This is a genomic window from Lentzea tibetensis, from assembly GCF_007845675.1.
Classification (GTDB): domain Bacteria; phylum Actinomycetota; class Actinomycetes; order Mycobacteriales; family Pseudonocardiaceae; genus Lentzea; species Lentzea tibetensis.
On the sequence record NZ_VOBR01000015.1, the window covers coordinates 176,107 to 195,123 of the forward strand.

The window sequence follows — 19,017 nt, forward strand, 5'->3', positions numbered from 1 at the left end:
ATTCTTCCCCTACGCGAGCACCGTCGGCTGCGGAATGGGCACTCCGTACACGGCGAGCTTGTTGCAGTGCTCCGGGCGCACGCCCGCGATCTCGACCTCGACGCCGCGGCCGCGCAGCTGGTCGACGGCGTCGCGCAGCATCTGCGCGCCGGTGCCGTCGACCGTGGTGACCTCGGACATACGGACGACCACGCGGGCATGGGTGACGTCGGCCAGCGCGAACAGCAGGCGTTGCGCCGCACCGAAGAACAGCGGCCCGTTGAGGCGGAACTCGACGGTGTGCTCGTCGAGGACCGTCCGCGACACCTGCACGGAGCGGGCGACGGCGCGCAGGGCCAGCGCGCTCGCGACGACCAGACCCACGATCACCGCGGTGACGAGGTCGAGCGCGAGGGTGGTGACGGCGGTCAGGAAGAACACGAGCGCGTCGGCCTTGCCGCCGCGCATCAGTGCGCGCATGGCGGCGAACTGGACCATGCGGATCGCGGTCGCGATCAGGACACCGGCGAGCACGGCGAGCGGGATGTGCGCGACGAGCGGTGCGGCGGCGAGCACGATCAACGCGAGCACGACGGCGTGGGTCAGCGCGGCGAGGCGGGACGAGGCGCCGGTGCGGACGTTCACCGCGGTGCGCGCGATGGCCGCGGTGGCGGGGACGCCGCCGAACAGCGGAGTGACGACGTTCGCGAGGCCCTGACCGAACAGCTCGCGGTCGGGGTTGTGCCGCTGCCTGCCGTGCATGGCGTCCGCGACGGTCGCGCACAGCAGGCTCTCCAGCGCGGCCAGCGCCGCGACGGCGACAGCGGACGGGAGCAGCGCGGTGATCGCGCCCAGGTCGAGGAACTCGAGCGACGGCGCGGGCAGCGCGGACGGCAGGGAGCCGATGCGGGCGACGTCCATACCAGTGGCCGCCAGCGTCATCGTCACGACCGCGACCAGCGAGAACGGGACGCCGGGACGCCACCTGCCGCCGACGAGGACGATCACCACCACACCTGTGGCGAGCGCGATCGGCTGCCAGTGCGGGTGCCGCGCGAACTCGGCGGCCGCGCGCACCGCGTTCATGGTCACGTGGTGGCCGGGCACCGGGGTGCCGAGCGCGGCGGGCAGCTGCTGGAGTGCGATCACGCCTGCGATGCCGAGCGTGAAGCCTTCGATCACGGGTGCGGGCACGTACCGGACGTAGCGGCCCGCTCGGGCGAAGGCGAGCGCGAGCAGCATCAGCCCGGCGAGGAGGCCGACGGTGAGGACGCCGGTGTGGCCGTACTTCGCGACGATCGGCACGAGCACCACGGTCATCGCGCCGGTCGGGCCCGACACCTGCAGGTTCGACCCGCCGAACACGGTGGCGACCGCGCCGGCGACGATCGCCGTCACCAGGCCGGCGGCCGCGCCGAGACCGGACGCCACACCGAACCCGAGCGCCAGTGGCAGCGCGACGATCGCGACCGTCACACCGGCGAGCAGGTCCCTGCGGGTGGCTGTGGCCCAGTCGGACTTCATGGGCAAGAACACTTCGGACTCATCTCCTAGGAGTAACCACGCTCCGCGTACGAAGCGGCACGCGCAGTATGCTCCCGTGCTCCGAACGGCCCAAACCGGCCTGTGGACAACTCCGTCCTCGAGGCCTCTCACGGCCCGGAACTGTCGGTGTCACGTGGAAAAATGAAAGCAGGGGACCCCCTGAGGGGGACCCCTGCTTCAACGATCCGGGTGGCCGGACTCAGGCTCCAGGCACTCAGGCTCATGGCGCCCAGGCTTCAAGCCGGGGTTCAGATGCCTGGGCTCAGGCGCACAGGCCGTGCATGAGGAGCCGCTCCACCACGACGGTCTTGGCGTCGGCGTAGTCCTGCACGTACTCCCACTCCCGCGCGGCCAGCGACCGCTTCGTCCGCTCGTACTCGAGGCGATCGGTCTCCGAGGTCCGCAGCCAGTCGCGGAACGAGATCATCCGGTCGATCTCCTCCGCGCCGGGGGAGAAGACGTGCAGGTTGATGTCGGTGTCGGGCCCCTTGAACAGCCGGTGCTCCTGCCATCCCGGCTCCCGCAGCCGCAACACGTACCCGGCGGACTCCAGCGCGGGCGCGTACGAAGCCTCGTCCGCACTGGACGGCACGACGAGCAGGATGTCGATGATCGGCTTCGCCGCGAGCCCCGGCACGGACGTCGACCCGACGTGCTCAATCCGCACGGAAGACCCCAGCGCCGCACGAATCCGCGACTCCTCACGCGCATACAACCCGGGCCAGGAAGGGTCGTAGGAGTCCAGCCGGACCTGCCCGGACCGCTTCCCCCGCTCCTGCACGTACTCGACGTCGTTCACCAGCGGCACCGACGCGGCGGCGATGCGTTCCTGGATCTCCATCACCACGTCGTTCTTCGCCGACGCGTAGTCCTGGATGTACTCCCACTCGCGCGCGGCCAGCGACCGCTTCGTCCGCTCGTACAGCGCCCGGTCGTCATCGTGAGTGCGCAGCCAGTCGCGGAACTTCAGGTGCCGCGGGATCTGCGCACACCCCAGCGGGAACACGTGCAGGTTGATGTTGGTGTCCGGCCCCTTCAGCAGCCGATGCCCGTGCCAGTCGGTCTCCCTGATCGTCAACCGGCAGCCGGCCGCCTCCAGCGGCACGACGTAGGACGCCTCGTCCTCGGTGTCGGGCACGACCATCAGGATGTCGATGATCGGCTTCGCCGCGAGCCCCGGCACCGACGTCGACCCCACGTGCTCGAGAAGCAGCACGGCACCGCCGATCAGCCCCCGGATCCGGGCCTCCTCACGCGCGAACAACGCGGGCCACTCAGCGGAGTAGTCCGCGAGCAGCACGGTCGACCCGAGCTTCGGCCGGCCACCGACAAAGATCTCCGACATGCCACATGTCCCCTCAGTAGGCAGTCGGCCAGAATATCAAGCACCGAAGAGATCGCCGAGCGAGTTGACCCGGTCGAGCACCTCGTCCGCGAGGAACACCAGGTCGTCGGGGGAGCGGCACTCCTCGACCTCGTCCCACGTCACCGGCGTCGACACCGAAGGACGCTCACGCGCTCGCAGCGAGTACGGCGCGACAGTGGTCTTGGCCTGGCTGTTCTGGCTCCAGTCGATGAACACCTTCCCGGTGCGCGCGGCCTTCGCCATGGTCGACACGACCTCGCGCGGCGTCTCCTTGGCCAACCGCTGCGCCAGCTCCTTCGCGTAGGCGGAGGTGTCCCCGACCGGAGCGGACGCGTACACCTGCATCCCCTTGGAACCACTGGTCTTCGCCCACGCGTCGACACCGTCGTCCTCCAGCGCCGCCCGCAGCCGCACCGCCACCCGGCTGCACTCCACCACGGTCGCGGGCGCACCGGGATCGAGGTCGAACACCAGCAGGTCGGGATCACGCCGCCCGCCGCGCGGCCCCGAAGTCCACTGAGGAACGTGCAGCTCCAGCGCCGCGAGGTTCGCCAGCCACACCAGCGTCGGCAGGTCGTCGACCATCACGAAGTCCGCGTAGTCGTTGCCGCGGCTGCTACCGGGAGTCTCGATCCGCACCGTCCGCACCCAGTCCGGCGCGTGCTGCGGCACGTTCTTCTCGTAGAACGACGTCCCGTCCACACCGTTGGGATAACGCCGCAACGTCACCGGCCGGTCCTTCAGGTGCGGCAACATCACCGCCGAGATCCGCGTGTAGTAGTCGATCACCTCGCCCTTGGTGAACCCCAGCTCGGGATACAACACCTTGTCCAGGTTCGTCAGCTTCAGCAGCCGGTCCTCAACCTTCACCATGGTCGTCACGGCGACACACCTCCTCCGGCGTCTTGTCCGGCCGCAGCCCCCGCCACGCGGGAAACCGCAGCCGCCCGTCCGGCGTCCACTGCCGGAACACCACCTCGGCCACCAACTCCGGCCGCACCCACCGCGCCCCCTTCGCCCGCTCCCGCGGCACCTCGGTCACGAACGGCGACCGCGCCCGGTCCAAGCTCGTCAGCCGCCGCGTCAACACCCCGAGCTCGGCATCGCTGAACCCCGTCCCGACGCTGCCGACGAACGCCAGCCCGTCACCCCGCGGGATACCCAGCAGCAGAGCACCGATCACACCGCTGCGCTTGCCTTCACCCGGACGCCACCCGCCGATCACCACCTCCTGCGCCATCAGGTCGGTGACCTTCCGCCACCCAGGCGACCGGTGCCCCGGCAGGTAGTGCGAGTCCAGCCGCTTCGCGACCACGCCCTCCAGCCCCTGCTCCCTGCTCGCCGCCAGCACCGCCGCCCCGTCACCGGTGAACGACGGGGGAGTCAGCCACTGCGGCCCCCGCAGCTCGAGCGCCTCCAGCAACTCGCGCCGCTGCCCGTACGGCACCTGCAGGCACGACCGTCCGTCCAGGTGCAGCAGGTCGAACACCAGCAGCGTCGCCGGCACCTGCTTCGCCGCCCGCCGCGCCTGCGCCGCGTTCTGCACGTGCATGCGCTGCTGCAACGCCGCGAAACTCGGCCTGCCGTCCTGCAACGCCACGATCTCCCCGTCGAGCACCGCCTCGGTCACCCCGAGCTGCTCACCGACCCCCTGCAACTCCGGATACGCCGCCGTCACGTCGTTGCCGACCCGGCTGAACGCCTGCACCCGGCCGCCCTCGACCCGCAGGATCGCCCGCACCCCGTCCCACTTGAACTCGTACGCCCACTGATCATCGTCGTCCGACGGCAACGGACCCGGCGTGGCGAGCATCGGCTTGAGCGACTCGGGCAGCGGCACCCAGTCCGGCCGGGCCGCCTCGTGCCGCCGCCGCACCATCCAGTCCTTCGACCCGCGCCCGGACTGGAAGAACACGAACTCGCCCTGCACACGCTCACCGTGCAGCACGACGTCGACCTCGCGCTCGGACCACTTCACGGTCTCGTAGCGGCCGCGGTCCCAGATGAACATCGACCCGCCGCCGTACTCGCCCTTCGGGATCTCACCGTGGAACGACGCGTACTCCAGCGGGTGATCCTCGGTGTGCACGGCGAGCCGGATCGTCCCCGGCGTCGGCGGCAGCCCCTTCGGCACCGCCCACGACACCAAAACCCCGTCGCGCTCCAGCCGCACGTCCCAGTGCAGCCGCCGCGCGTGGTGCTCCTGGATCACGAACGTGTCGTTGTTGCCCTTGGGCAGCACGCTGTCGTCGGCAGGCACGGGCTCCGGCGTCTTCGCCGGATCCCTCTTGCGGCGGTACTCGTCGAGTCCCGCCATCTACGCCGAGCTGGCCTTCTTCTTCGACGCGCTCTTCTTCCGCCCCGCCTTGGCCTTCTCCACGCTCCGCTCGAGCGCCGTCATCAGGTCGATCACGTCGCCCTGCTCCTCGGCCTCCGGCTGCTCGGGCAGCTCGGCACCCTCGGCCTTCGCGGCGATGACCTTCTCCAGCGCCTCGCGGTAGTCGTCGGTGAACTCGTCCGGCTCGAAGTCACCGGCCATGCTCTCCACCAGCGACGTCGCCATCTTCAGCTCCTGCGGCCGCACCTCGATGTCCTGGTCCAGGAAGTCGAAGTCCACCTTGCGGATCTCGTCGGGCCACAACATCGTGTGCAGCACCAGCACGTCGTCACGCGCCCGGATCGTCGCCAGCTTCTCCTTCTGCCGCATCGTGATCTTCACGACCGCCAGCTGACCCGTCTTCGTGAGCGCGTCGCGCAGCAGCACGTACGGCCGCGCCGCCGCCTTGTCCGGCTCCAGGTAGTAGGTGCTCTGGAAGTAGATGGGGTCGATGTCCTCGGCAGGCACGAACTCCAGCACGTCGATCGCCCGGTCCGTCTTCACCGGCAGCTTCTCGAAGTCCTCGTTGTCCATGATCACCATGCGGCCGTCGTCCAGCTCGTAGCCCTTGGCGATGTCCGCGTACTCGACCTCGTTGCCGCACACCGAGCAGACGCGTTTGTACTTGATGCGCCCACCGTCCTCGCGGTGCACCTGGTTGAACCGGAAGTCATGCTCCTCGACCGCCGAGTACAGGCGCACGGCGATGGTCACCAGACCGAAGGAGATGGCCCCGCGCCACACGGATCTCATGTCAACTGGGTACCCCTGAAATGCGGTTTTCGCACTACCATGTCACCCACATGGACTAGTGATCAGTCCTCCGCGGACATCTCACCCAGCGCCCGGTACGTCCGGTTGGACGCCACCGCCGCCCGCCGCTCACGCGCGGTCGCCTCGATGTAGTTCTGACTCGTCGCCAAACTCGCGTGCCCCAGCAACGCCATGATCTCCGACGCCGACGCGCCGTCCTCCGCGAGCCGCGTCGCGAACGTGTGCCGCAATGCGTGCAGGTTCGCACCCGTCGGAACCCGGTCGTGCAGACCCGCCCAGCGGAAGCACGACTTCACCAGGTACTCCAGCCCGCCGCGGCCGATCGGCTCGCCGTGCCGGTCGCGCAGCAACGACGAGTCCCGGTCGAACCGGCCCTGCGGGAACTTCGCGCGGCACGACGCCAGGTACGCGTCGATGATCCGCTCCATCGGCGGCTCGATCGGCACCGAGCGGTCGCGGTTTCCCTTGCCCCGCACGTGCAACCGCCGGTCGCCGGAGCGGCCCACGATCGACGCCAGCGTCAGCGTCCGCATCTCCGCCGACCGCAGGCCCGCGACCAGGCCGAGCGCGAGCACCAGCACGTCCCGCTCCGGCCACGGGTCACGCCCCTTGCGCGCACCCTCGGCGGCCGCGGACAGCAGTTGCTCCGGGGTGTCCTCGCCGCGCAGCGGTTTCGGGACCAGGGGAGGGGTCTTCGGACGCGCCACCGCACCCATCGGGTTGCCTGCCAACAGGTCCTCGGCCACGCAGAACGTCAGGAACTGGTTCCACGTCGACCACGCCCGCAACACCGAGCTCTTCGCGTGCGTGTCCGCGAAGACACCGAACGCCGACCGCAGGTTCGCGCCCGTCAGATCCTCGATCCGCAGCTCGGCCACCGGTGTCTCCAGACACGACGCCAGCAGGGTGTTCACCCCGGCCAGATCACGCTGGTAGGCCGAGGTCGTGGGAGGGGAGTCCTTCCTCGGCCTGCGGGCGAGGAAGAACGAGTCCTGGGCGGAGAGCACTAGCACTCCGATCTTGTACCGCACGGCACCGACAATCCGGGGCCTCACCCGCGTGGGTGAAGCCAAGATCATCATCTTGGGCACCCCGCCCAGCACGGGCGAAGCGCGGACGAGACCAGCGCCGCAGGATGATCCACGTGCTCAGGCTCACCGGCGCGACCAGCATCCTGATAGGACTCGTCGCGCTCGCGTGGCCCGAACCGACCCTCGTCATCACCGCATACCTGTTCGCCGCCTACCTCGCCGCCACCGGCCTCGTCCAGATCGCCATGGCCATCGGCGAGACCGCAGCCTCAACCGGCCGACGCGCACTGCTCGGCGTGCTCGGCGCCATCGCCGTCGTGGGCGGCGTCCTCCTGTTCCGCTCACCGCTCGGCTCGTTCACCTCCGTCGCACTCCTGGTCGGCGGGTGGCTGTTCATCAGCGGCGTCCTGCACCTCGTCACCGCCATGTCCATCTCGCCCGCCCCCAACCGCCCGTGGACCGGGGCCAGCGGTGTGGTCGGACTGCTCGGCGGCATCCTCGTGCTGCTCCAGCCGGGCATCTCCCTGCTCGCACTGACCATCACGTTCGGCGCCTGGCTCGTCCTGCACGGAGCGCTGCTCATCGCCGCCGACGTCACCTGAGCCAGGAGGGTCGAACACGGGGGAGCGGCGCGGATTCGTCCTGCCCGCCGGGGGCTGCCAGTTCGGAGCAGGCACACCCCCCGCTGTCGAGATGTGGATCTTGATGGAGGGGAGTGAGGCTCAGATCTTCATGGGTGCCCGCGCGTCAGAACCTTCGTTGCGCAGGGACTTGCTCGTTCTTTGCTGGATAATAGCGATTATGCATGAAACGTCCGTTTCGCCCGATTTTGCTCCAGCAGAACGGACTCGACGGATTCAGGGGACAAATGGCTCCGCGGCACGCATTTTCGGTCGTTCGCGCCCGCCGGCTTCGTCCAGAACGATCCTCACAGCGTTTCGCCTCGGACGGTCGGCGGCTGACGGCAGATGTGAGCGCACGGCGGCGTGCGGAACGTCCGAAACGGCCAAAAACGGCTCTGTGGAGCCACTTCCGAACGATCTTCGCAGGTCGTAGATTGCGCCGATAATCTACATTATGTCAAGTAGCAGGTTGGTGGCCCTGCCGACGCCCCCTGCCTCGACCATCGCACGCGACAGCTCGTGCGCTCGTCGTTGACGGTGCGGTTCGCTCAGCACTTGCTCCACCGCACGCCGCACCGCACGGGCGGTCGGCTTGCCGGTGCGCAGGTTCACGCCGACTCCCGACCGCGCCACGCGCCGCGCTACTTCCGGCTTGTCCAGCGTTCCGGCCGCGACGACCAGTGGCACCGCCGCCTGGACGGCGGCCAGCACGCCGCCCCATCCGCCGTTGGTGACCATCACGTCGACCATCGGCAGCAGTTGGTCGTGCGGTACGAACGGTGCCGCGCGCACGTTGTCCGGCAGTGGTCCGAGCACGGTGGTCGGTGCGCCGCCTGTGGTGCACACGACGAGCGCCTCGTGGCCGGCGAGTGCGGCGATGGCCGGTTTGAGCAGGTCGTCCGCGCTGACGTCGAGGGTTCCCTGGGTCACGTGCACGATCGGCCTGTCCGCGTTGCGCGCGGCGACCAGGTCGGGCCACCACGCCGGGAGTCGCCCGGCGCGGGTGGGTGGTGCCAGTCGTCCGACGAAGTGGACGTGTGCCGGCAGGTCGCTGCGTTCGTACTCGAGGCCGGGTACTCCCTGTGCGACGACCAGGTGTGGTGAGTACAGGCTCTCCAGGCCGCCACCGACGGAGCCAGGGCCCAGTCCCGCGGCGGCGCGCATGGCGTTGAACATCGGGTCGGCCAGTCTGGGCAGGAGTGCCCTGGTGGCGCCGCGGAGCGCTGCGTCGCGCAGTTTCCCGACGCGAGTTGTTCCCGGTGACACGGGTATCGCGGCTGGTGGCAGGTCGCGGCTGGTGAAGGACAGCGGGGTGACCGCGATCGTGGCCCACGGCGTGCCGAGCACTTCGGCGGCGAGTGCCCCGCCGAAGGCCAGGTGGTCGGCGATGATCAGGTCGAAGGGCTCGCGTCGTGCGGCGGTGATGATGTCCGCGGCCTGGCCGGCGCCGGTGCCGACGAGCACGTCTTCGACGTTGGCCTTGGCGCTGCGGAAGCCGGTGCCGCCGTCGACTCGCGGGAAGGTGGCGGCCAGGTCGCTGTCGTCGAAGTCGGTCGCGCGGGTCCAGGGCAGCCAGGTCGCGTCGAAGCGTTGGTGGTATTTCTCCCCTGTGTGCACGACGAGGTCGTGGCCGCGTCGTGCCAGCTCCCCTGTCACCGCGGTCATCGCTCCGACGTGCCCGGCGAAGGGCAGCGACGTCAGGAGAATCCTCGCCATCGAACCCCCAATGCCTACCCTGGTCACAGTACTGATTGGTGCGGTGGCAGGTGAGCGGGCAGACTCCCCCGCATGCGTTTTGCGATCTACGTGCCGTGTTACGGCGCCTACGGTGACCCCGCGGTGCTGAGCGAGCTGGCCGTGTCGGCGGAGTCGGCGGGCTGGGACGGTTTCTTCATGTGGGACCACGTCGTCGCGGAGCCGTTGGTGGCTGATCCGTGGGTGACGCTGGGTGCGATCGCGGCGCGGACGTCGTCGATCGTGCTGGGGCCGATGATCACGCCGGTCCCCCGGCGTCGTCCGTGGAAGCTGGCGCTCGAGGCGAGCACGTTGCAGCGGTTGTCTGGTGGGCGGTTGGTCCTGGGTGTGGGCATGGGTGTCCCCCGCGACTACGAGAGCTTCGGTGAGCCTTCGTCGGCGAAGGAGCGTGCGGCGCGGTTGACCGAGGGTGTGTCGTTGGTGCGGAAGTTGTTGTCCGGTGAGGAAGTTCAGCACTCGGGTGACAAGTTCCAGGCGTCCGGTGTGCGGTTCGCGCCGGTGGACGTGCCGATCTGGGCGAGTGGGTTGTGGCCGCGGAAGGTGCCGTTCCTGAGCGCACGGGACGCGTCGGGGTTGTTCCCGATCATGCAGGACGGCAACGGGGGTTTCGCGGTGCCGACACCGGAGCAGGCGGCGGCGATGAAGAAGGACTTCGTGGAGTCGGGTGGTCCGGCTGACGGTGATCTGGCGATCTGGGGTGGCGGGGCGCGGCCGTCGGTGGATCTGGTGGCGGAGTACGCGGACGCGGGTGCGACGTGGTTGTTGAGTGACGGCTGGAAGATGTCGGTGGACGAGCTGCGTGCGCTTGTGGCGGCTGGTCCCCCGCGTTGAGTTTCGGCGTGGTCGGTCAGGCCGCGGGGATGTTCGCGATCACCAACGTGGACGACCTGGTGGTGCTGGCGATCTACTTCGCGCGGATGCGGGCGTGGCAGGTCGTGGTGGGCCAGTACGTGGGGTTCGCCGGGATTCTGGTCGTGTCGGTGCTGGGTGCGCTGGGTGCGAACCTGTTGCCGGATCAGGTGCGGCCGTGGCTGGGGCTGCTGCCGTTGGCGTTGGGGCTGAAAGCGTTGTGGCAGCTGTGGCGCGGTGGTGACGAGGACGAGCCGTCGGCTCAGCCGGGTGTGCTGGCGGTGGCCGGGGTGACGCTGGCGAACGGTGGGGACAACGTCGGCGTGTACGTGCCGGTGTTCGCGACATCGGGCCGGTTGTGGGTGTTCGTCGCGGTGTTCCTGGTGCTGGTGGGTGTGTGGTGCGTGGCGGGCCGGTTCCTCGCCACGCGGCCGCTGGTGGCTCGGATGCTGGCGAAGTGGGGGCACGTCATCCTTCCGGTGGTGTTCATCGGTATCGGCGTGCTGATTCTGTTCGGGGTTTAGCCTGATCTTCATGAGCACTGGGGTGTACGACGAGAAGGGGGCCGCGTACGCGGAGCACGCGGCGCGGAACCCGTGGAACGACCTGTACGACCGGCCTGCGGTGTTGTCGCTGGCGGGTGATGTGGCCGGGAAGCGGGTGCTGGACGTGGGGTGCGCGGCCGGTCACCTGTCGGGGCTGCTGGCGGCGCGGGGTGCGTCGGTGGTGGGGATCGACAACAGCGCGGTGCTGGTGGAGATCGCGCGGTCGTTGTGGCCGGCGTCGTTCGTGTGCGCGGATCTGGCTGAGCCGCTCGAGTTCCCGGACGCGTCGTTCGACGTGGTGACTGCTTCTCTTGTGCTGCACTACTTGCCTGATTGGACCTCTCCCCTGGCCGAGCTGCGCCGGGTGCTGGTGCCGGGTGGTGTGCTGGTGGTGTCGGTGCATCACCCGTGTGAGGACTGGCGGTGGTTCGACCTGCCGAACTACTTCGCGACGTCGCTCGTCACGGATCGGTGGACGGTCGCCGGTGAGGAGATGGAGGTGCAGTACTACCACCGGCCGTTGTCCGCGGTGTTCTCGTCGTTGCGGGAGGCCGGTTTCCGGGTGGACGACGTGGTGGAGCCGATGCCGGTGCCGGAGTGCGCGGAGGTGAACCCGCAGGCGTACGAGTCGCTGACGACGAAGCCGCGGTTCCTGTACTTCAGGGCGGTGGCGTGACGGCGTGGCCGTAGCGGGTGGCGAGTTTGCGGACGTGCTCGACGAGCTCCGGTGGTTCGGCGACCTCGAAGTCGGTGTCGAGCAGGCTGAGGTGGACCGCTAGCGACTCGACCGTGTCGGCGCCGGTGACCAGTACGCAGGTGGTGTCGTCGACGGCTTCGACGGTGCCGACCGCGGGGGTGATGCGCTCCCCCACGTGGTGTGCCGGCGCGTGGACGGTGACGCGGGCGTGGTAGCGCCAGGCGGCTGAGGAGGCGCCGCGGGCGACGAAGGCGGTGGCGTCGATGTCGCGCGAGGTGAAACGCGGGCCGGTGGGGGTGACCGGGGTGATGCGGTCGACGCGGAAGGAGCGCCAGTCGGCGCGGTCGACGTCCCAGGCGACGAGGTACCAGCGGCGGCCCCAGTTGACGAGGCGGTGCGGTTCGACGGCGCGGCGGGTCTGGTCTCCGTTGTGGGCTCGGTAGTCGAAGCGGACGCGTTCGTGGTCGCGGCAGACGGTGGCGAGTGTGGTGAGCAGTGCTGGGTCGATGACGGGGCTTGGGTTGCCGGGGACGGCTTCGTTCGCCGCGCGGGATCACAAGAACATCGTGCACTGGTCGGAGTTCGACCGGGGCGGGCACTACTCGGGGCACGACGCGCCGGATCTGCTGGTGGGTGATCTGCGGAAGTTCTTCCGTAGCCTGGCTTGATGGGGTGCTTGATCTGCGCGAAGCACCGCGGTGCGGGTGAGCTGGCCGGGCCGGTGGTCTGGCGGGACTCCCTGGTCGTGGTGTCGCACCGGCTTGGCGGGTTTCCCGGTTACCTGTTCGTGGAGACGGTGCGGCACGTGCCGTTCTTCGACGGGTTGTCGGGCGATGAGGTGGTGGCCGTCGCGCGTGCTGTGCACACGGCGGGGCGGGCGTTGCGGGCGGAGTTGTCGCCGTTGTTCGTGTTCTCGCTCATCGCCGGGCGTGGGGTGGCGCATTTTCATCAGCACGTGTTCGTGCGCCACCCCGGTACGCCCGAGGAGGTGGACTGGACGTGGACCGAGGCGCCCGTCGTGTCCGAGCCCGAGATCGATGCGTTGTGCGAGCGGCTACGTGGTCACTTTTCTGGCTGAGCGGGCGTGCTTGTTGAGCCGCGGCATGGTCAGCGCGAGCACGAGGATCAGGAGCTGCGAGAGGGCGGTTCCGGCGAACGCGAGGACTTTCGCGGTCGAGAGGGTGCTGGGTGTGATCGGCTGGATCGCGCCTGTGCGGTCGACGATCATGTCGACCTTCTCCCCCGTCTCGCCGATGTTGCGGGCGCGGTCGGTGTACTGGAGGGTGCGGCCAGCGCAGCGCAGGGTGTGGTGGTAGGAGGGCGAGCCGCTGCGGGAGGACGAGTAGTGGTGCTCGGTGACCTCGCAGGTGGTTCGGGTGCCGAAGACCGTGTGCCACGCCGAGGGCGCGCCGATGAGCGACGCGCCCAGGAGACCGAGTCCGAGCAGGAAGGCCGCCCAGAAGAGCGCGCTCTTGGGGCGCATCATCACGATGGCTATCGGGAGCAGCACCAGTCCCCCGATGGCGAGCGGCAATCCGACAGCGCCCCAGCCGCCGTCTACCGAGTAGAAGATTCCGAAGCCCGCGACGCCGAGGAAACCGATGAGCGCGATGGCGATCCACAGCGGCTTGCGAGTGAGTTGGGTCTGCTGCTCGGGTCCGGGCTGCTGCATCACAGGGTGCCCTTCCACTGCTCGAAGGCCTTCTTGTCGGTCTCGGACCATGTCTTGGGCATTTCGTTCTCGAGCTCGTCCTGCTTCGCGAACTCACGGGAGAAGTCGGCGCCCGCCTTGACCGGGAAGCCGACGGCGTTCGGTGAGGAGTGCGGGCTGACGGTGCCGTCGGGTCGGGTGCGCGGCGAGTAGGGGGTGTACGCGTCGACGGCCTTTCTCGCCTGTTCGGCGCCGGGGACCTTGTTGACGGCGTTGTCGACCTTGTCGGAGTACACGCGCTTCCAGGTGTTGCCCGCGTCGCCGTAGTTCTTGCCGAACTGTTCGCGGAACTCCTTGCCCTTGGTGGTGACATCCGCCCAGGAGGGTCGCGTGTTGCCCCAGTCCTCCATGCGTCGTCCGGCGTTCTCGACCTTGTCGGCGCGTGGGGTGCTGGGTGCGTCCGGTGTGTTGGCGGCCGAGGTCGAGGTGCTGTCCCCCGCGTTGCGGGGTGGGGTGGCGGGGCTGTCCGGGGTGCGGGCGTGGGGTGCGTTCGGTGCGCCGCCACGTCCGGCCCTGCCGAAGCGGCCGAGGCCCTTGAGCATGTCGCCGACCTTGCTGAACAGGCCCTTGAGGCGGCCGAGGATCTTGGTGACGGCGCGCATGACCTTGGCGATCATCTGGGTGATCTTGCCGAGGACGACGGCGCCGCGGCCGACGGTCCAAGCGGCGAAGGCGGCCACCGACGCGCCGAAGGAGCACCAGGAGGTGGCGAGCGCGATGGCGGCGTTGCGGATGACCTCCCAGACGAACAGGGAGATCAGGTCGCGGATCATGCCGCGGATGGCGGCGGTGATGGTGCCCGCGGTGGAGATGTCGCCCGCGACGGCGATGCAGGTCTTGCTCATCGCGTCGATCTCGCCGGCGAGTGCGCCCTGGCTCTGGCGGAACCCGTCGGCGGCGGACTTCTCCCAGCCGCGGACCTGGTTGTCCACGGCGGTGCGCTGTTCGGTGGCGACGTCGGCGAGGGTCTTCGCGGTCGCGTTCCACGACGCGACGGCTGCTTTGATCTTGTCGCCGTTGCCGGCGAGCCAGTCGAGCGGCTCGCGCAGGAAGCTGACGTGTTCGATGAGCCAGCCGATGCCCGCGGTGGCGAAGGTGCCGAGCGGGTCCATGACGAGGCTCAGTACGTCCAGGCCGGTGGCGAGCGCGTTGAGGCCGATCTCGGCGAAGTCGCCCTCCCCCGCCCTGGTGATGGAGTCGGCGAGCTGGGCGACGGACTCGGCCGGGCCCGCGCCGGCGAAGTTGTCGGGCTTGGCCCAGCCGCCGTCGTCGAATCCGGTCCAGCTCATCGGTCTCCCCCGAAGCCTTGGCGCGTTGCCTCTTCCTGCTGTTCGTAGGTGATGGCCGTCTCGAAGGTGTCCTCCGCGGCGGTGCCGACCGCCTTGGCGAGCTCCTTGATGCCTTCCACCGTCTCCTGGGCGAACTGCTCCGCGCTGTCGGCGAAGAACGCGAGCAGCTGGCCGAACGTGTCGCCGCCGAGGCTGACCTCGGACGCCTGCTGGGCGGCCTGTTCGATGGCCGTCTGGCGGTCGAGCTGGGTGCGGGCGAAGTTGTGGAGTTCGGCGGGGTCTACGCGGAAGCCGCTCATCGGAGCACCGACCCGAAGCCGTCCTCGTCGTCGCCGGGCTGCTGGGGTGCGCGGCGGCGGCCCGTCGGGGGCTGGGGTTCGTCCTCGGGCTGGGGCAGGAAGCTGGTGAGGAAGTCCATGGCCTCGGTGCCGCCGAACTCGGGGTCGACGATGGCGGCGACCTGCTGGGCCGCCTGCTGCTGGGCTCGGCTGACGGCTTCCATGACGACCTGGGTGAGCTGGACGTGGGTGAGTCCGACCGCGCGGGGGGTGAACTCGATGTTCTGGAGTGCGCCGTTGGGGGCGACGGTGGCGGTGACGGCGCCGTTGGTGGACGACGCGGTGGCCGCGGTCTGGCGGATCTGGTCCTGCATCTCCTGCGATCTGCGCAGGATGTCCTGTGAGCGGGCTTCCAAGTCCGCGATCATGCGCTCCGGGTCCACCGGTTGATCCCCCCAATGTTGATCTGTCGAGCCGCACCTTTCGACCCGCTGAGTGGTCGATCGGTTCCGTGCGGGTGCGAATTGAATCATTTGCCGGGTTCAATGGGGTCATGGCGGTACCGCTGGTTGATCTGACGCCCTGGTTCGACGGCTCCGGGCGGGCCGAGGTGGCGAAGCAGGTGGACGACGCGTTGCGCGAGTCCGGGTTCTTGCTGGTCACCGGGCATGGCGTGCCGGACGGGTTGCGGGCGCGGACGCGGGAGTTGGCGCGGCGGTTCTTCGCGCTCACGCCTGAGGAGAAGCGGGCGTACGCGGTGACGGTCGGCGGGCGGGGCTGGTTGCCGCCCGGTGTGGAGGCCAACGGGTACGCGGAGGGCACGCCCACTCCCCCTGACCTGAAGGAGTCGTTCTCGGTGGGGGCCGAGGGCGATGGGGATCCGTTCTGGTTCCAGCCGAACGTGTTCCCGCACGAGGTGCCGGACCTGCGGGAGACCGTGACCGAGTACCTGGGGCGGATGCGGGCGTTGTCGGACGAGCTGCTGACGATCTTCGCGGTGGCGCTCGGGCTGCCGGAGACGTTCTTCACCGCGCACACGAGCAAGCCGACGTACACGATGAACATCAACCGGTATCCGCCGATGACGCACACGGGGACGCCGGAGCCAGGTCAGTTCCGGATCGGGCCGCACACGGACTTCGGGACGGTGACGGTGCTCGACCGCCAGTACGGGGTGGGCGGGTTGCAGGTGTTCACGAAGGACGGCGAGTGGGAGGACGCGCCGTTCGACCCGGCCGCGTTCACGATCAACATCGGGGATCTGATGGCGCGGTGGGTGTCGGACCGGTGGCGGTCGACGCGGCACCGGGTGCTGCCGCCGGACGCGTCGGCGCCGGATGAGGACCTGGTGTCGCTGATCTTCTTCTACGAGTGCGACCACGACGCGCGGATCGCGTCGCTGGACGGGCGGTATCCCGAGGTGGTGGCGTCGGAGTACCTGAAGGAGAAGCTGGACTCGATCACGGTGGGCTAGGCACCTTCGCGCAGCAGCTTCCCGGTGGCGTCGTAGGCGCGCAGCCGGACCTTCAGCAGGTCTGCGGTGGACGGCAGACCTGCCCGGTAGAGGTAGGTGTCGCCCTCGATCTCGGCGGGCACGACCCGGCCGTCGGGCAGGACGGCTTCGAGTGCGGCGACCTCGGGGCTGAGCCTGCCCACCTGCACGAAGTCGTCGTGCGGGCCGATGCCCGTGCCACCGCGGAAGTACTGGTCACCCGGCGGCGGGGCCTCGCCCGACACCACGCCGTGCCCGTGGTCGTACACGTCGCACAGGTAGAGCTGGTCGTCCGTGGTGCCGACGTGGACGACGGTCGAGCCGAACATCCGCGCGACGCCCGGCCGGTAGCCCGGCGGGAAGGCGCAGGACTCGGCGGCGACGGACAGCATCGTCTCCCGCGACATCGGTTGTGGTGTGCCCGCGACGGCGACGCCGCCCGCGACGTCGCGGGTCACGACCACCGCCGTGGTCAACGCCAACGCTCCCAGCAGGTACCGCGTGAACCGCCTCATGATCTCCCCCAGGTCCGGTGGAAGTCTGGCAGCGGATCACGTGCGGGACAACGGGGTCACAGCGGTGACCACACCGTCGCGGCGCGGGTGTCGGTCGATTCCAGCGTCTGCGGGACGGGCACGGCGTAGCGGGCCTGCGCGACGAACTTCGAGCGCGGCAGGTGGGCGCGGTCGGGGTCGCCGACCAGGACGGCCGCGCCGCGGGCGGCGGCGCGGCGCAGGAACGGCAGGACGCGTTCGGTGATCTCGCGGTCGTAGAAGACGTCCCCGGCGAGCACGACGTCCGCTCCCCCGGCGTCGCCGTCCAGCACGTCGCCCAGCACCCGTTCCACGACGACGTCGTTGGCGGCGGCGTTCAGCTCGACGGCGGCCAGTGACAGCGGGTCGACGTCGTTGGCGGTGACCTGGGAGGCGCCGGCGAGCGCGGCGGCCACGGCGACGAGCCCGGAGCCGGAGGCCAGGTCGAACACGCGCTTACCCGCCACCGCGGCCGGGTGGTCGAGCACGTAGCGGGCCAGTGCCTGGCCTCCCGCCCAGGGGAACGCCCAGAACGGTGGTTGCTCGCGTTCGGTGAGCGCCCAGAGGTCCATGGCTTCGGCCGCGCTGTGCAGCACGATCTCCGGTACGAGCGGTACCGGGGCGAGAGTGGTGTGCGCCAACACGAACTCAGCGGACATCCCGTGATAGTAAGGCGCGGTGATCGAGCTCAAATCCGCCGCCGAACTCGACGCGATGCGCGAGGCCGGGAAGGTCGTCTCCGCCGCACTCGCCGCGGTGCGCGCGCACGCCGCTGTCGGGGTGTCCCTGCTGGAGCTGGACGACGTCGCCGCGTCGGTCATCGCCGCCGCGGGGGCCGGGTCGTCGTTCCAGCACTACCACCCGAGGTTCGCGCCGTCGCCGTTCCCGGCGGTGATCTGCTCGTCGGTCAACGACGTGATCGTGCACGGCATCCCGGACGGCTACCTGCTCGCCGACGGTGACCTGGTCAGCATCGACTGCGGTGCGCACGTCGACGGCTGGCACGGTGACTCGGCGATCAGCTTCGTCGTCGGTGCGGCCGCGCCGGAGGACCTGGAGCTGGTGGCGGTGACGGAGCGCGCGCTGGACGCGGCGATCGAACGCTGCCAGGCCGGTGGGCGGCTCGGGGACGTGTCGCACGCGGTCGGTGTGATCGGGCGGGGCGCCGGGTACGGGATCCTGCACGGTTTCGGCGGGCACGGCGTGGGGCGGGCGATGCACGAGGCGCCGAGCGTCGCGAACGAGGGCACGCCCGGCCAGGGCCTGCTGCTGGCGCCGGGCATGGTGATCGCGATCGAGCCGATGTTCATCGCCGGTGGCGTGGACACGCACTACGCGGCGGCGGACGGCTGGTCGTTGCACACCACCGACGGCAGCCGCGCCGCGCACACCGAGCACACGGTCGCGATCACCGAGGACGGCCCGCGCGTCCTGACCGCCTGACTACAGGCCGCCGCCGACACGGAGGATGGCGCCGGTGGTGTAGGAGGCGTCCGGGCTGAGCAGCCACGCGATGGCGGCGGCGATCTCCTCCGGCTCGCCCGCGCGCCCCATCGGCACGCGTGACGCGGCCCGGTCGGCGCGATCGGGCATGCCCGATGCGATGTGGATGTCGGTGCGGGTGAGGCCGGGCGCCACGCAGTTGACCCGGATGCCGCGCGGCGCGAGCTCTTTCGCCAGGCCGATGGTGAGGGTGTCGACGGCCGCCTTGGACGCGGCGTAGTGCACGTACTCGTTCGGGCTGCCCGTGGTCGCCGCACCGGATGACACGTTGACGATGGAGCCGGACGTCATGACGCGCGCGGCGTGCCGGGCGACCAGCAGCGCGCCGACGACGTTGACGTCGATGACGCGGCGGATGTCGTCCGGGCTGATCTCGGCGAGCGGGCCCATGGGGCTGGTGATGCCCGCGTTGTTGACCACGCCGGTGACCTCCCCGGCGGTGTCGAAGAGCCGTTCGACGTCCGATTCGGACCTGGTGTCGACCTGCACGAAGGGCACGCCGAGCTCCTCGTGCAGCGCTCGGGCCGCGGCCTCGTCGCGGTGGTAGCCGATCACGACCCGGTGCCCGTCGCGGACGAGCCTGCGTGCCGTGGCGGCGCCGATGCCCCTGCTTGCGCCGGTGATGACAGTCGTCATGATCCGAGCATATACTCGTGGCCGGATATACGGG

22 protein-coding genes and 1 pseudogene are annotated in these 19,017 nt (G+C 69.8%); 8 read left to right on the top strand and 15 right to left on the bottom strand.

Features of this window, described 5'->3' with window-relative positions:
- Nucleotides 1–9: 9 nt before the first annotated feature.
- From FKR81_RS23955 to FKR81_RS23980, 6 genes are all read right to left on the bottom strand, one after another.
- Nucleotides 10–1,503: a SulP family inorganic anion transporter gene (locus tag FKR81_RS23955; RefSeq protein ID WP_146354572.1), complete on the bottom strand. Its 1,494-nt coding sequence runs from the start codon at nt 1,501–1,503 to the stop codon at nt 10–12.
- Nucleotides 1,504–1,786: 283 nt separating this feature from the next.
- A complete protein-coding gene (locus tag FKR81_RS45165; protein ID WP_235921730.1) occupies nt 1,787–2,869 on the bottom strand; it encodes a GrpB family protein in 1,083 nt (360 codons plus the stop codon).
- 36 nt (nt 2,870–2,905) lie between these two features.
- A complete protein-coding gene (ligD, locus tag FKR81_RS23965; protein ID WP_146354686.1) occupies nt 2,906–3,763 on the bottom strand; it encodes a non-homologous end-joining DNA ligase in 858 nt (285 codons plus the stop codon).
- Nucleotides 3,750–5,207 carry a non-homologous end-joining DNA ligase gene (gene ligD / locus FKR81_RS23970; protein WP_146354574.1) on the bottom strand — a complete coding sequence of 486 codons (1,458 nt, stop codon included), beginning with the start codon at nt 5,205–5,207 and terminating at the stop codon, nt 3,750–3,752. The genes ligD (FKR81_RS23965) and ligD (FKR81_RS23970) overlap by 14 nt, the downstream gene beginning before the upstream one ends.
- Entirely contained in the window at nt 5,208–6,020 is an 813-nt protein-coding gene (gene ku / locus FKR81_RS23975) for a non-homologous end joining protein Ku (protein ID WP_146354576.1), read from the bottom strand.
- Between the two features lie 62 nt (nt 6,021–6,082).
- Nucleotides 6,083–7,072 carry a tyrosine-type recombinase/integrase gene (locus tag FKR81_RS23980; RefSeq protein WP_146354578.1) on the bottom strand — a complete coding sequence of 330 codons (990 nt, stop codon included), beginning with the start codon at nt 7,070–7,072 and terminating at the stop codon, nt 6,083–6,085.
- Nucleotides 7,073–7,176: 104 nt separating this feature from the next.
- Here FKR81_RS23980 and FKR81_RS23985 point away from each other — a divergent pair, with 104 nt between their 5' ends.
- Nucleotides 7,177–7,674 (top strand): HdeD family acid-resistance protein, encoded by a 498-nt coding sequence (locus tag FKR81_RS23985; RefSeq protein WP_146354580.1) that lies wholly within the window; start codon nt 7,177–7,179, stop codon nt 7,672–7,674.
- Nucleotides 7,675–8,142: 468 nt separating this feature from the next.
- Here the strand turns inward: FKR81_RS23985 and FKR81_RS23990 are convergent, their stop codons facing one another.
- Entirely contained in the window at nt 8,143–9,411 is a 1,269-nt protein-coding gene (locus FKR81_RS23990) for a glycosyltransferase (RefSeq protein WP_146354582.1), read from the bottom strand.
- Between the two features lie 72 nt (nt 9,412–9,483).
- On the opposite strand from FKR81_RS23990, the gene FKR81_RS23995 reads away from it, so the two are divergent.
- The 3 genes from FKR81_RS23995 to FKR81_RS24005 are packed head-to-tail and all read left to right on the top strand — an operon-like array spanning nt 9,484 to nt 11,520.
- The gene (locus tag FKR81_RS23995) at nt 9,484–10,281 is read left to right on the top strand and encodes an LLM class flavin-dependent oxidoreductase (protein ID WP_146354584.1); all 798 of its coding nucleotides are present in this window, start codon (nt 9,484–9,486) and stop codon (nt 10,279–10,281) included.
- Nucleotides 10,278–10,823, top strand: a complete 546-nt coding sequence (locus FKR81_RS24000) for a cadmium resistance transporter (RefSeq protein WP_146354586.1) — start codon at nt 10,278–10,280, stop codon at nt 10,821–10,823. Before FKR81_RS23995 ends, FKR81_RS24000 begins: the two co-directional genes overlap by 4 nt.
- Nucleotides 10,824–10,833: 10 nt before the next feature.
- A complete protein-coding gene (locus tag FKR81_RS24005; RefSeq protein WP_146354588.1) occupies nt 10,834–11,520 on the top strand; it encodes a class I SAM-dependent methyltransferase in 687 nt (228 codons plus the stop codon).
- Here the strand turns inward: FKR81_RS24005 and FKR81_RS24010 are convergent.
- Nucleotides 11,504–12,037 (bottom strand): annotated as a pseudogene (locus FKR81_RS24010) (WYL domain-containing protein); the annotation flags it as partial. The gene FKR81_RS24005 and the pseudogene FKR81_RS24010 sit on opposite strands and share 17 nt — an antisense overlap.
- A 10-nt stretch (nt 12,038–12,047) precedes the next feature.
- Between FKR81_RS24010 and FKR81_RS24015 the strand changes: the two are divergent.
- Together FKR81_RS24015 and FKR81_RS24020 are read left to right on the top strand one after the other, a co-directional pair.
- On the top strand, nt 12,048–12,209 hold the full coding sequence (locus FKR81_RS24015) for a hypothetical protein (RefSeq protein ID WP_328593155.1): 162 nt from the start codon (nt 12,048–12,050) through the stop codon (nt 12,207–12,209).
- Entirely contained in the window at nt 12,209–12,619 is a 411-nt protein-coding gene (locus FKR81_RS24020) for an HIT family protein (protein WP_146354592.1), read from the top strand. The genes FKR81_RS24015 and FKR81_RS24020 overlap by 1 nt, the downstream gene beginning before the upstream one ends.
- Here FKR81_RS24020 and FKR81_RS24025 read toward each other — a convergent pair.
- Genes FKR81_RS24025 through FKR81_RS24040 form a run of 4 tightly spaced genes read right to left on the bottom strand, consistent with a single transcriptional unit; the run spans nt 12,596 to nt 15,262 of the window.
- A complete protein-coding gene (locus tag FKR81_RS24025) occupies nt 12,596–13,213 on the bottom strand; it encodes a hypothetical protein (protein WP_146354594.1) in 618 nt (205 codons plus the stop codon). The genes FKR81_RS24020 and FKR81_RS24025 overlap by 24 nt on opposite strands.
- Nucleotides 13,213–14,541: a WXG100-like domain-containing protein gene (locus FKR81_RS24030; protein WP_146354596.1), complete on the bottom strand. Its 1,329-nt coding sequence runs from the start codon at nt 14,539–14,541 to the stop codon at nt 13,213–13,215. Before FKR81_RS24030 ends, FKR81_RS24025 begins: the two co-directional genes overlap by 1 nt.
- Nucleotides 14,538–14,840, bottom strand: a complete 303-nt coding sequence (locus FKR81_RS24035) for a hypothetical protein (RefSeq protein ID WP_146354598.1) — start codon at nt 14,838–14,840, stop codon at nt 14,538–14,540. The genes FKR81_RS24030 and FKR81_RS24035 overlap by 4 nt, the downstream gene beginning before the upstream one ends.
- Nucleotides 14,837–15,262, bottom strand: a complete 426-nt coding sequence (locus FKR81_RS24040) for a YbaB/EbfC family nucleoid-associated protein (protein ID WP_186763141.1) — start codon at nt 15,260–15,262, stop codon at nt 14,837–14,839. The genes FKR81_RS24035 and FKR81_RS24040 overlap by 4 nt, the downstream gene beginning before the upstream one ends.
- 110 nt (nt 15,263–15,372) lie before the next feature.
- Between FKR81_RS24040 and FKR81_RS24045 the strand changes: the two genes are divergently transcribed.
- Nucleotides 15,373–16,293, top strand: coding sequence for an isopenicillin N synthase family dioxygenase (locus tag FKR81_RS24045; RefSeq protein WP_146354602.1), 921 nt, complete (start codon nt 15,373–15,375; stop codon nt 16,291–16,293).
- Here FKR81_RS24045 and FKR81_RS24050 read toward each other — a convergent pair.
- Together FKR81_RS24050 and FKR81_RS24055 are read right to left on the bottom strand one after the other, a co-directional pair.
- Nucleotides 16,290–16,826, bottom strand: a complete 537-nt coding sequence (locus FKR81_RS24050) for a hypothetical protein (RefSeq protein WP_146354604.1) — start codon at nt 16,824–16,826, stop codon at nt 16,290–16,292. The two genes, FKR81_RS24045 and FKR81_RS24050, sit on opposite strands and share 4 nt — an antisense overlap.
- Before the next feature lie 56 nt (nt 16,827–16,882).
- Nucleotides 16,883–17,503 carry a class I SAM-dependent methyltransferase gene (locus FKR81_RS24055; protein WP_146354606.1) on the bottom strand — a complete coding sequence of 207 codons (621 nt, stop codon included), beginning with the start codon at nt 17,501–17,503 and terminating at the stop codon, nt 16,883–16,885.
- Between the two features lie 19 nt (nt 17,504–17,522).
- Here FKR81_RS24055 and map point away from each other — a divergent pair, with 19 nt between their 5' ends.
- Nucleotides 17,523–18,287 carry a type I methionyl aminopeptidase gene (map, locus tag FKR81_RS24060; protein WP_146354608.1) on the top strand — a complete coding sequence of 255 codons (765 nt, stop codon included), beginning with the start codon at nt 17,523–17,525 and terminating at the stop codon, nt 18,285–18,287.
- Here the strand turns inward: map and FKR81_RS24065 are convergent, their stop codons facing one another.
- On the bottom strand, nt 18,288–18,983 hold the full coding sequence (locus FKR81_RS24065) for an SDR family NAD(P)-dependent oxidoreductase (protein WP_146354610.1): 696 nt from the start codon (nt 18,981–18,983) through the stop codon (nt 18,288–18,290). It abuts the gene before it with no gap.
- Nucleotides 18,984–19,017: the final 34 nt, after the last annotated feature.

Excerpts from the sequence above, each read along its gene's own strand:
- FKR81_RS23955 (WP_146354572.1), bottom strand. The coding sequence starts at position 1,503 with ATGAAGTCCGACTGGGCCACAGCCACCCGCAGGGACCTGCTCGCCGGT.
- FKR81_RS45165 (WP_235921730.1), bottom strand. The coding sequence starts at position 2,869 with ATGTCGGAGATCTTTGTCGGTGGCCGGCCGAAGCTCGGGTCGACCGTG.
- ligD (WP_146354686.1), bottom strand. The coding sequence starts at position 3,763 with ATGGTGAAGGTTGAGGACCGGCTGCTGAAGCTGACGAACCTGGACAAG.
- ligD (WP_146354574.1), bottom strand. The coding sequence starts at position 5,207 with ATGGCGGGACTCGACGAGTACCGCCGCAAGAGGGATCCGGCGAAGACG.
- ku (WP_146354576.1), bottom strand. The coding sequence starts at position 6,020 with ATGAGATCCGTGTGGCGCGGGGCCATCTCCTTCGGTCTGGTGACCATC.
- FKR81_RS23985 (WP_146354580.1), top strand. The coding sequence starts at position 7,177 with ATGATCCACGTGCTCAGGCTCACCGGCGCGACCAGCATCCTGATAGGA.
- FKR81_RS23990 (WP_146354582.1), bottom strand. The coding sequence starts at position 9,411 with ATGGCGAGGATTCTCCTGACGTCGCTGCCCTTCGCCGGGCACGTCGGA.
- FKR81_RS23995 (WP_146354584.1), top strand. The coding sequence starts at position 9,484 with ATGCGTTTTGCGATCTACGTGCCGTGTTACGGCGCCTACGGTGACCCC.
- FKR81_RS24005 (WP_146354588.1), top strand. The coding sequence starts at position 10,834 with ATGAGCACTGGGGTGTACGACGAGAAGGGGGCCGCGTACGCGGAGCAC.
- FKR81_RS24015 (WP_328593155.1), top strand. The coding sequence starts at position 12,048 with ATGACGGGGCTTGGGTTGCCGGGGACGGCTTCGTTCGCCGCGCGGGAT.
- FKR81_RS24020 (WP_146354592.1), top strand. The coding sequence starts at position 12,209 with ATGGGGTGCTTGATCTGCGCGAAGCACCGCGGTGCGGGTGAGCTGGCC.
- FKR81_RS24025 (WP_146354594.1), bottom strand. The coding sequence starts at position 13,213 with ATGCAGCAGCCCGGACCCGAGCAGCAGACCCAACTCACTCGCAAGCCG.
- FKR81_RS24030 (WP_146354596.1), bottom strand. The coding sequence starts at position 14,541 with ATGAGCTGGACCGGATTCGACGACGGCGGCTGGGCCAAGCCCGACAAC.
- FKR81_RS24035 (WP_146354598.1), bottom strand. The coding sequence starts at position 14,840 with ATGAGCGGCTTCCGCGTAGACCCCGCCGAACTCCACAACTTCGCCCGC.
- FKR81_RS24045 (WP_146354602.1), top strand. The coding sequence starts at position 15,373 with ATGGCGGTACCGCTGGTTGATCTGACGCCCTGGTTCGACGGCTCCGGG.
- FKR81_RS24050 (WP_146354604.1), bottom strand. The coding sequence starts at position 16,826 with ATGAGGCGGTTCACGCGGTACCTGCTGGGAGCGTTGGCGTTGACCACG.
- FKR81_RS24055 (WP_146354606.1), bottom strand. The coding sequence starts at position 17,503 with ATGTCCGCTGAGTTCGTGTTGGCGCACACCACTCTCGCCCCGGTACCG.
- FKR81_RS24065 (WP_146354610.1), bottom strand. The coding sequence starts at position 18,983 with ATGACGACTGTCATCACCGGCGCAAGCAGGGGCATCGGCGCCGCCACG.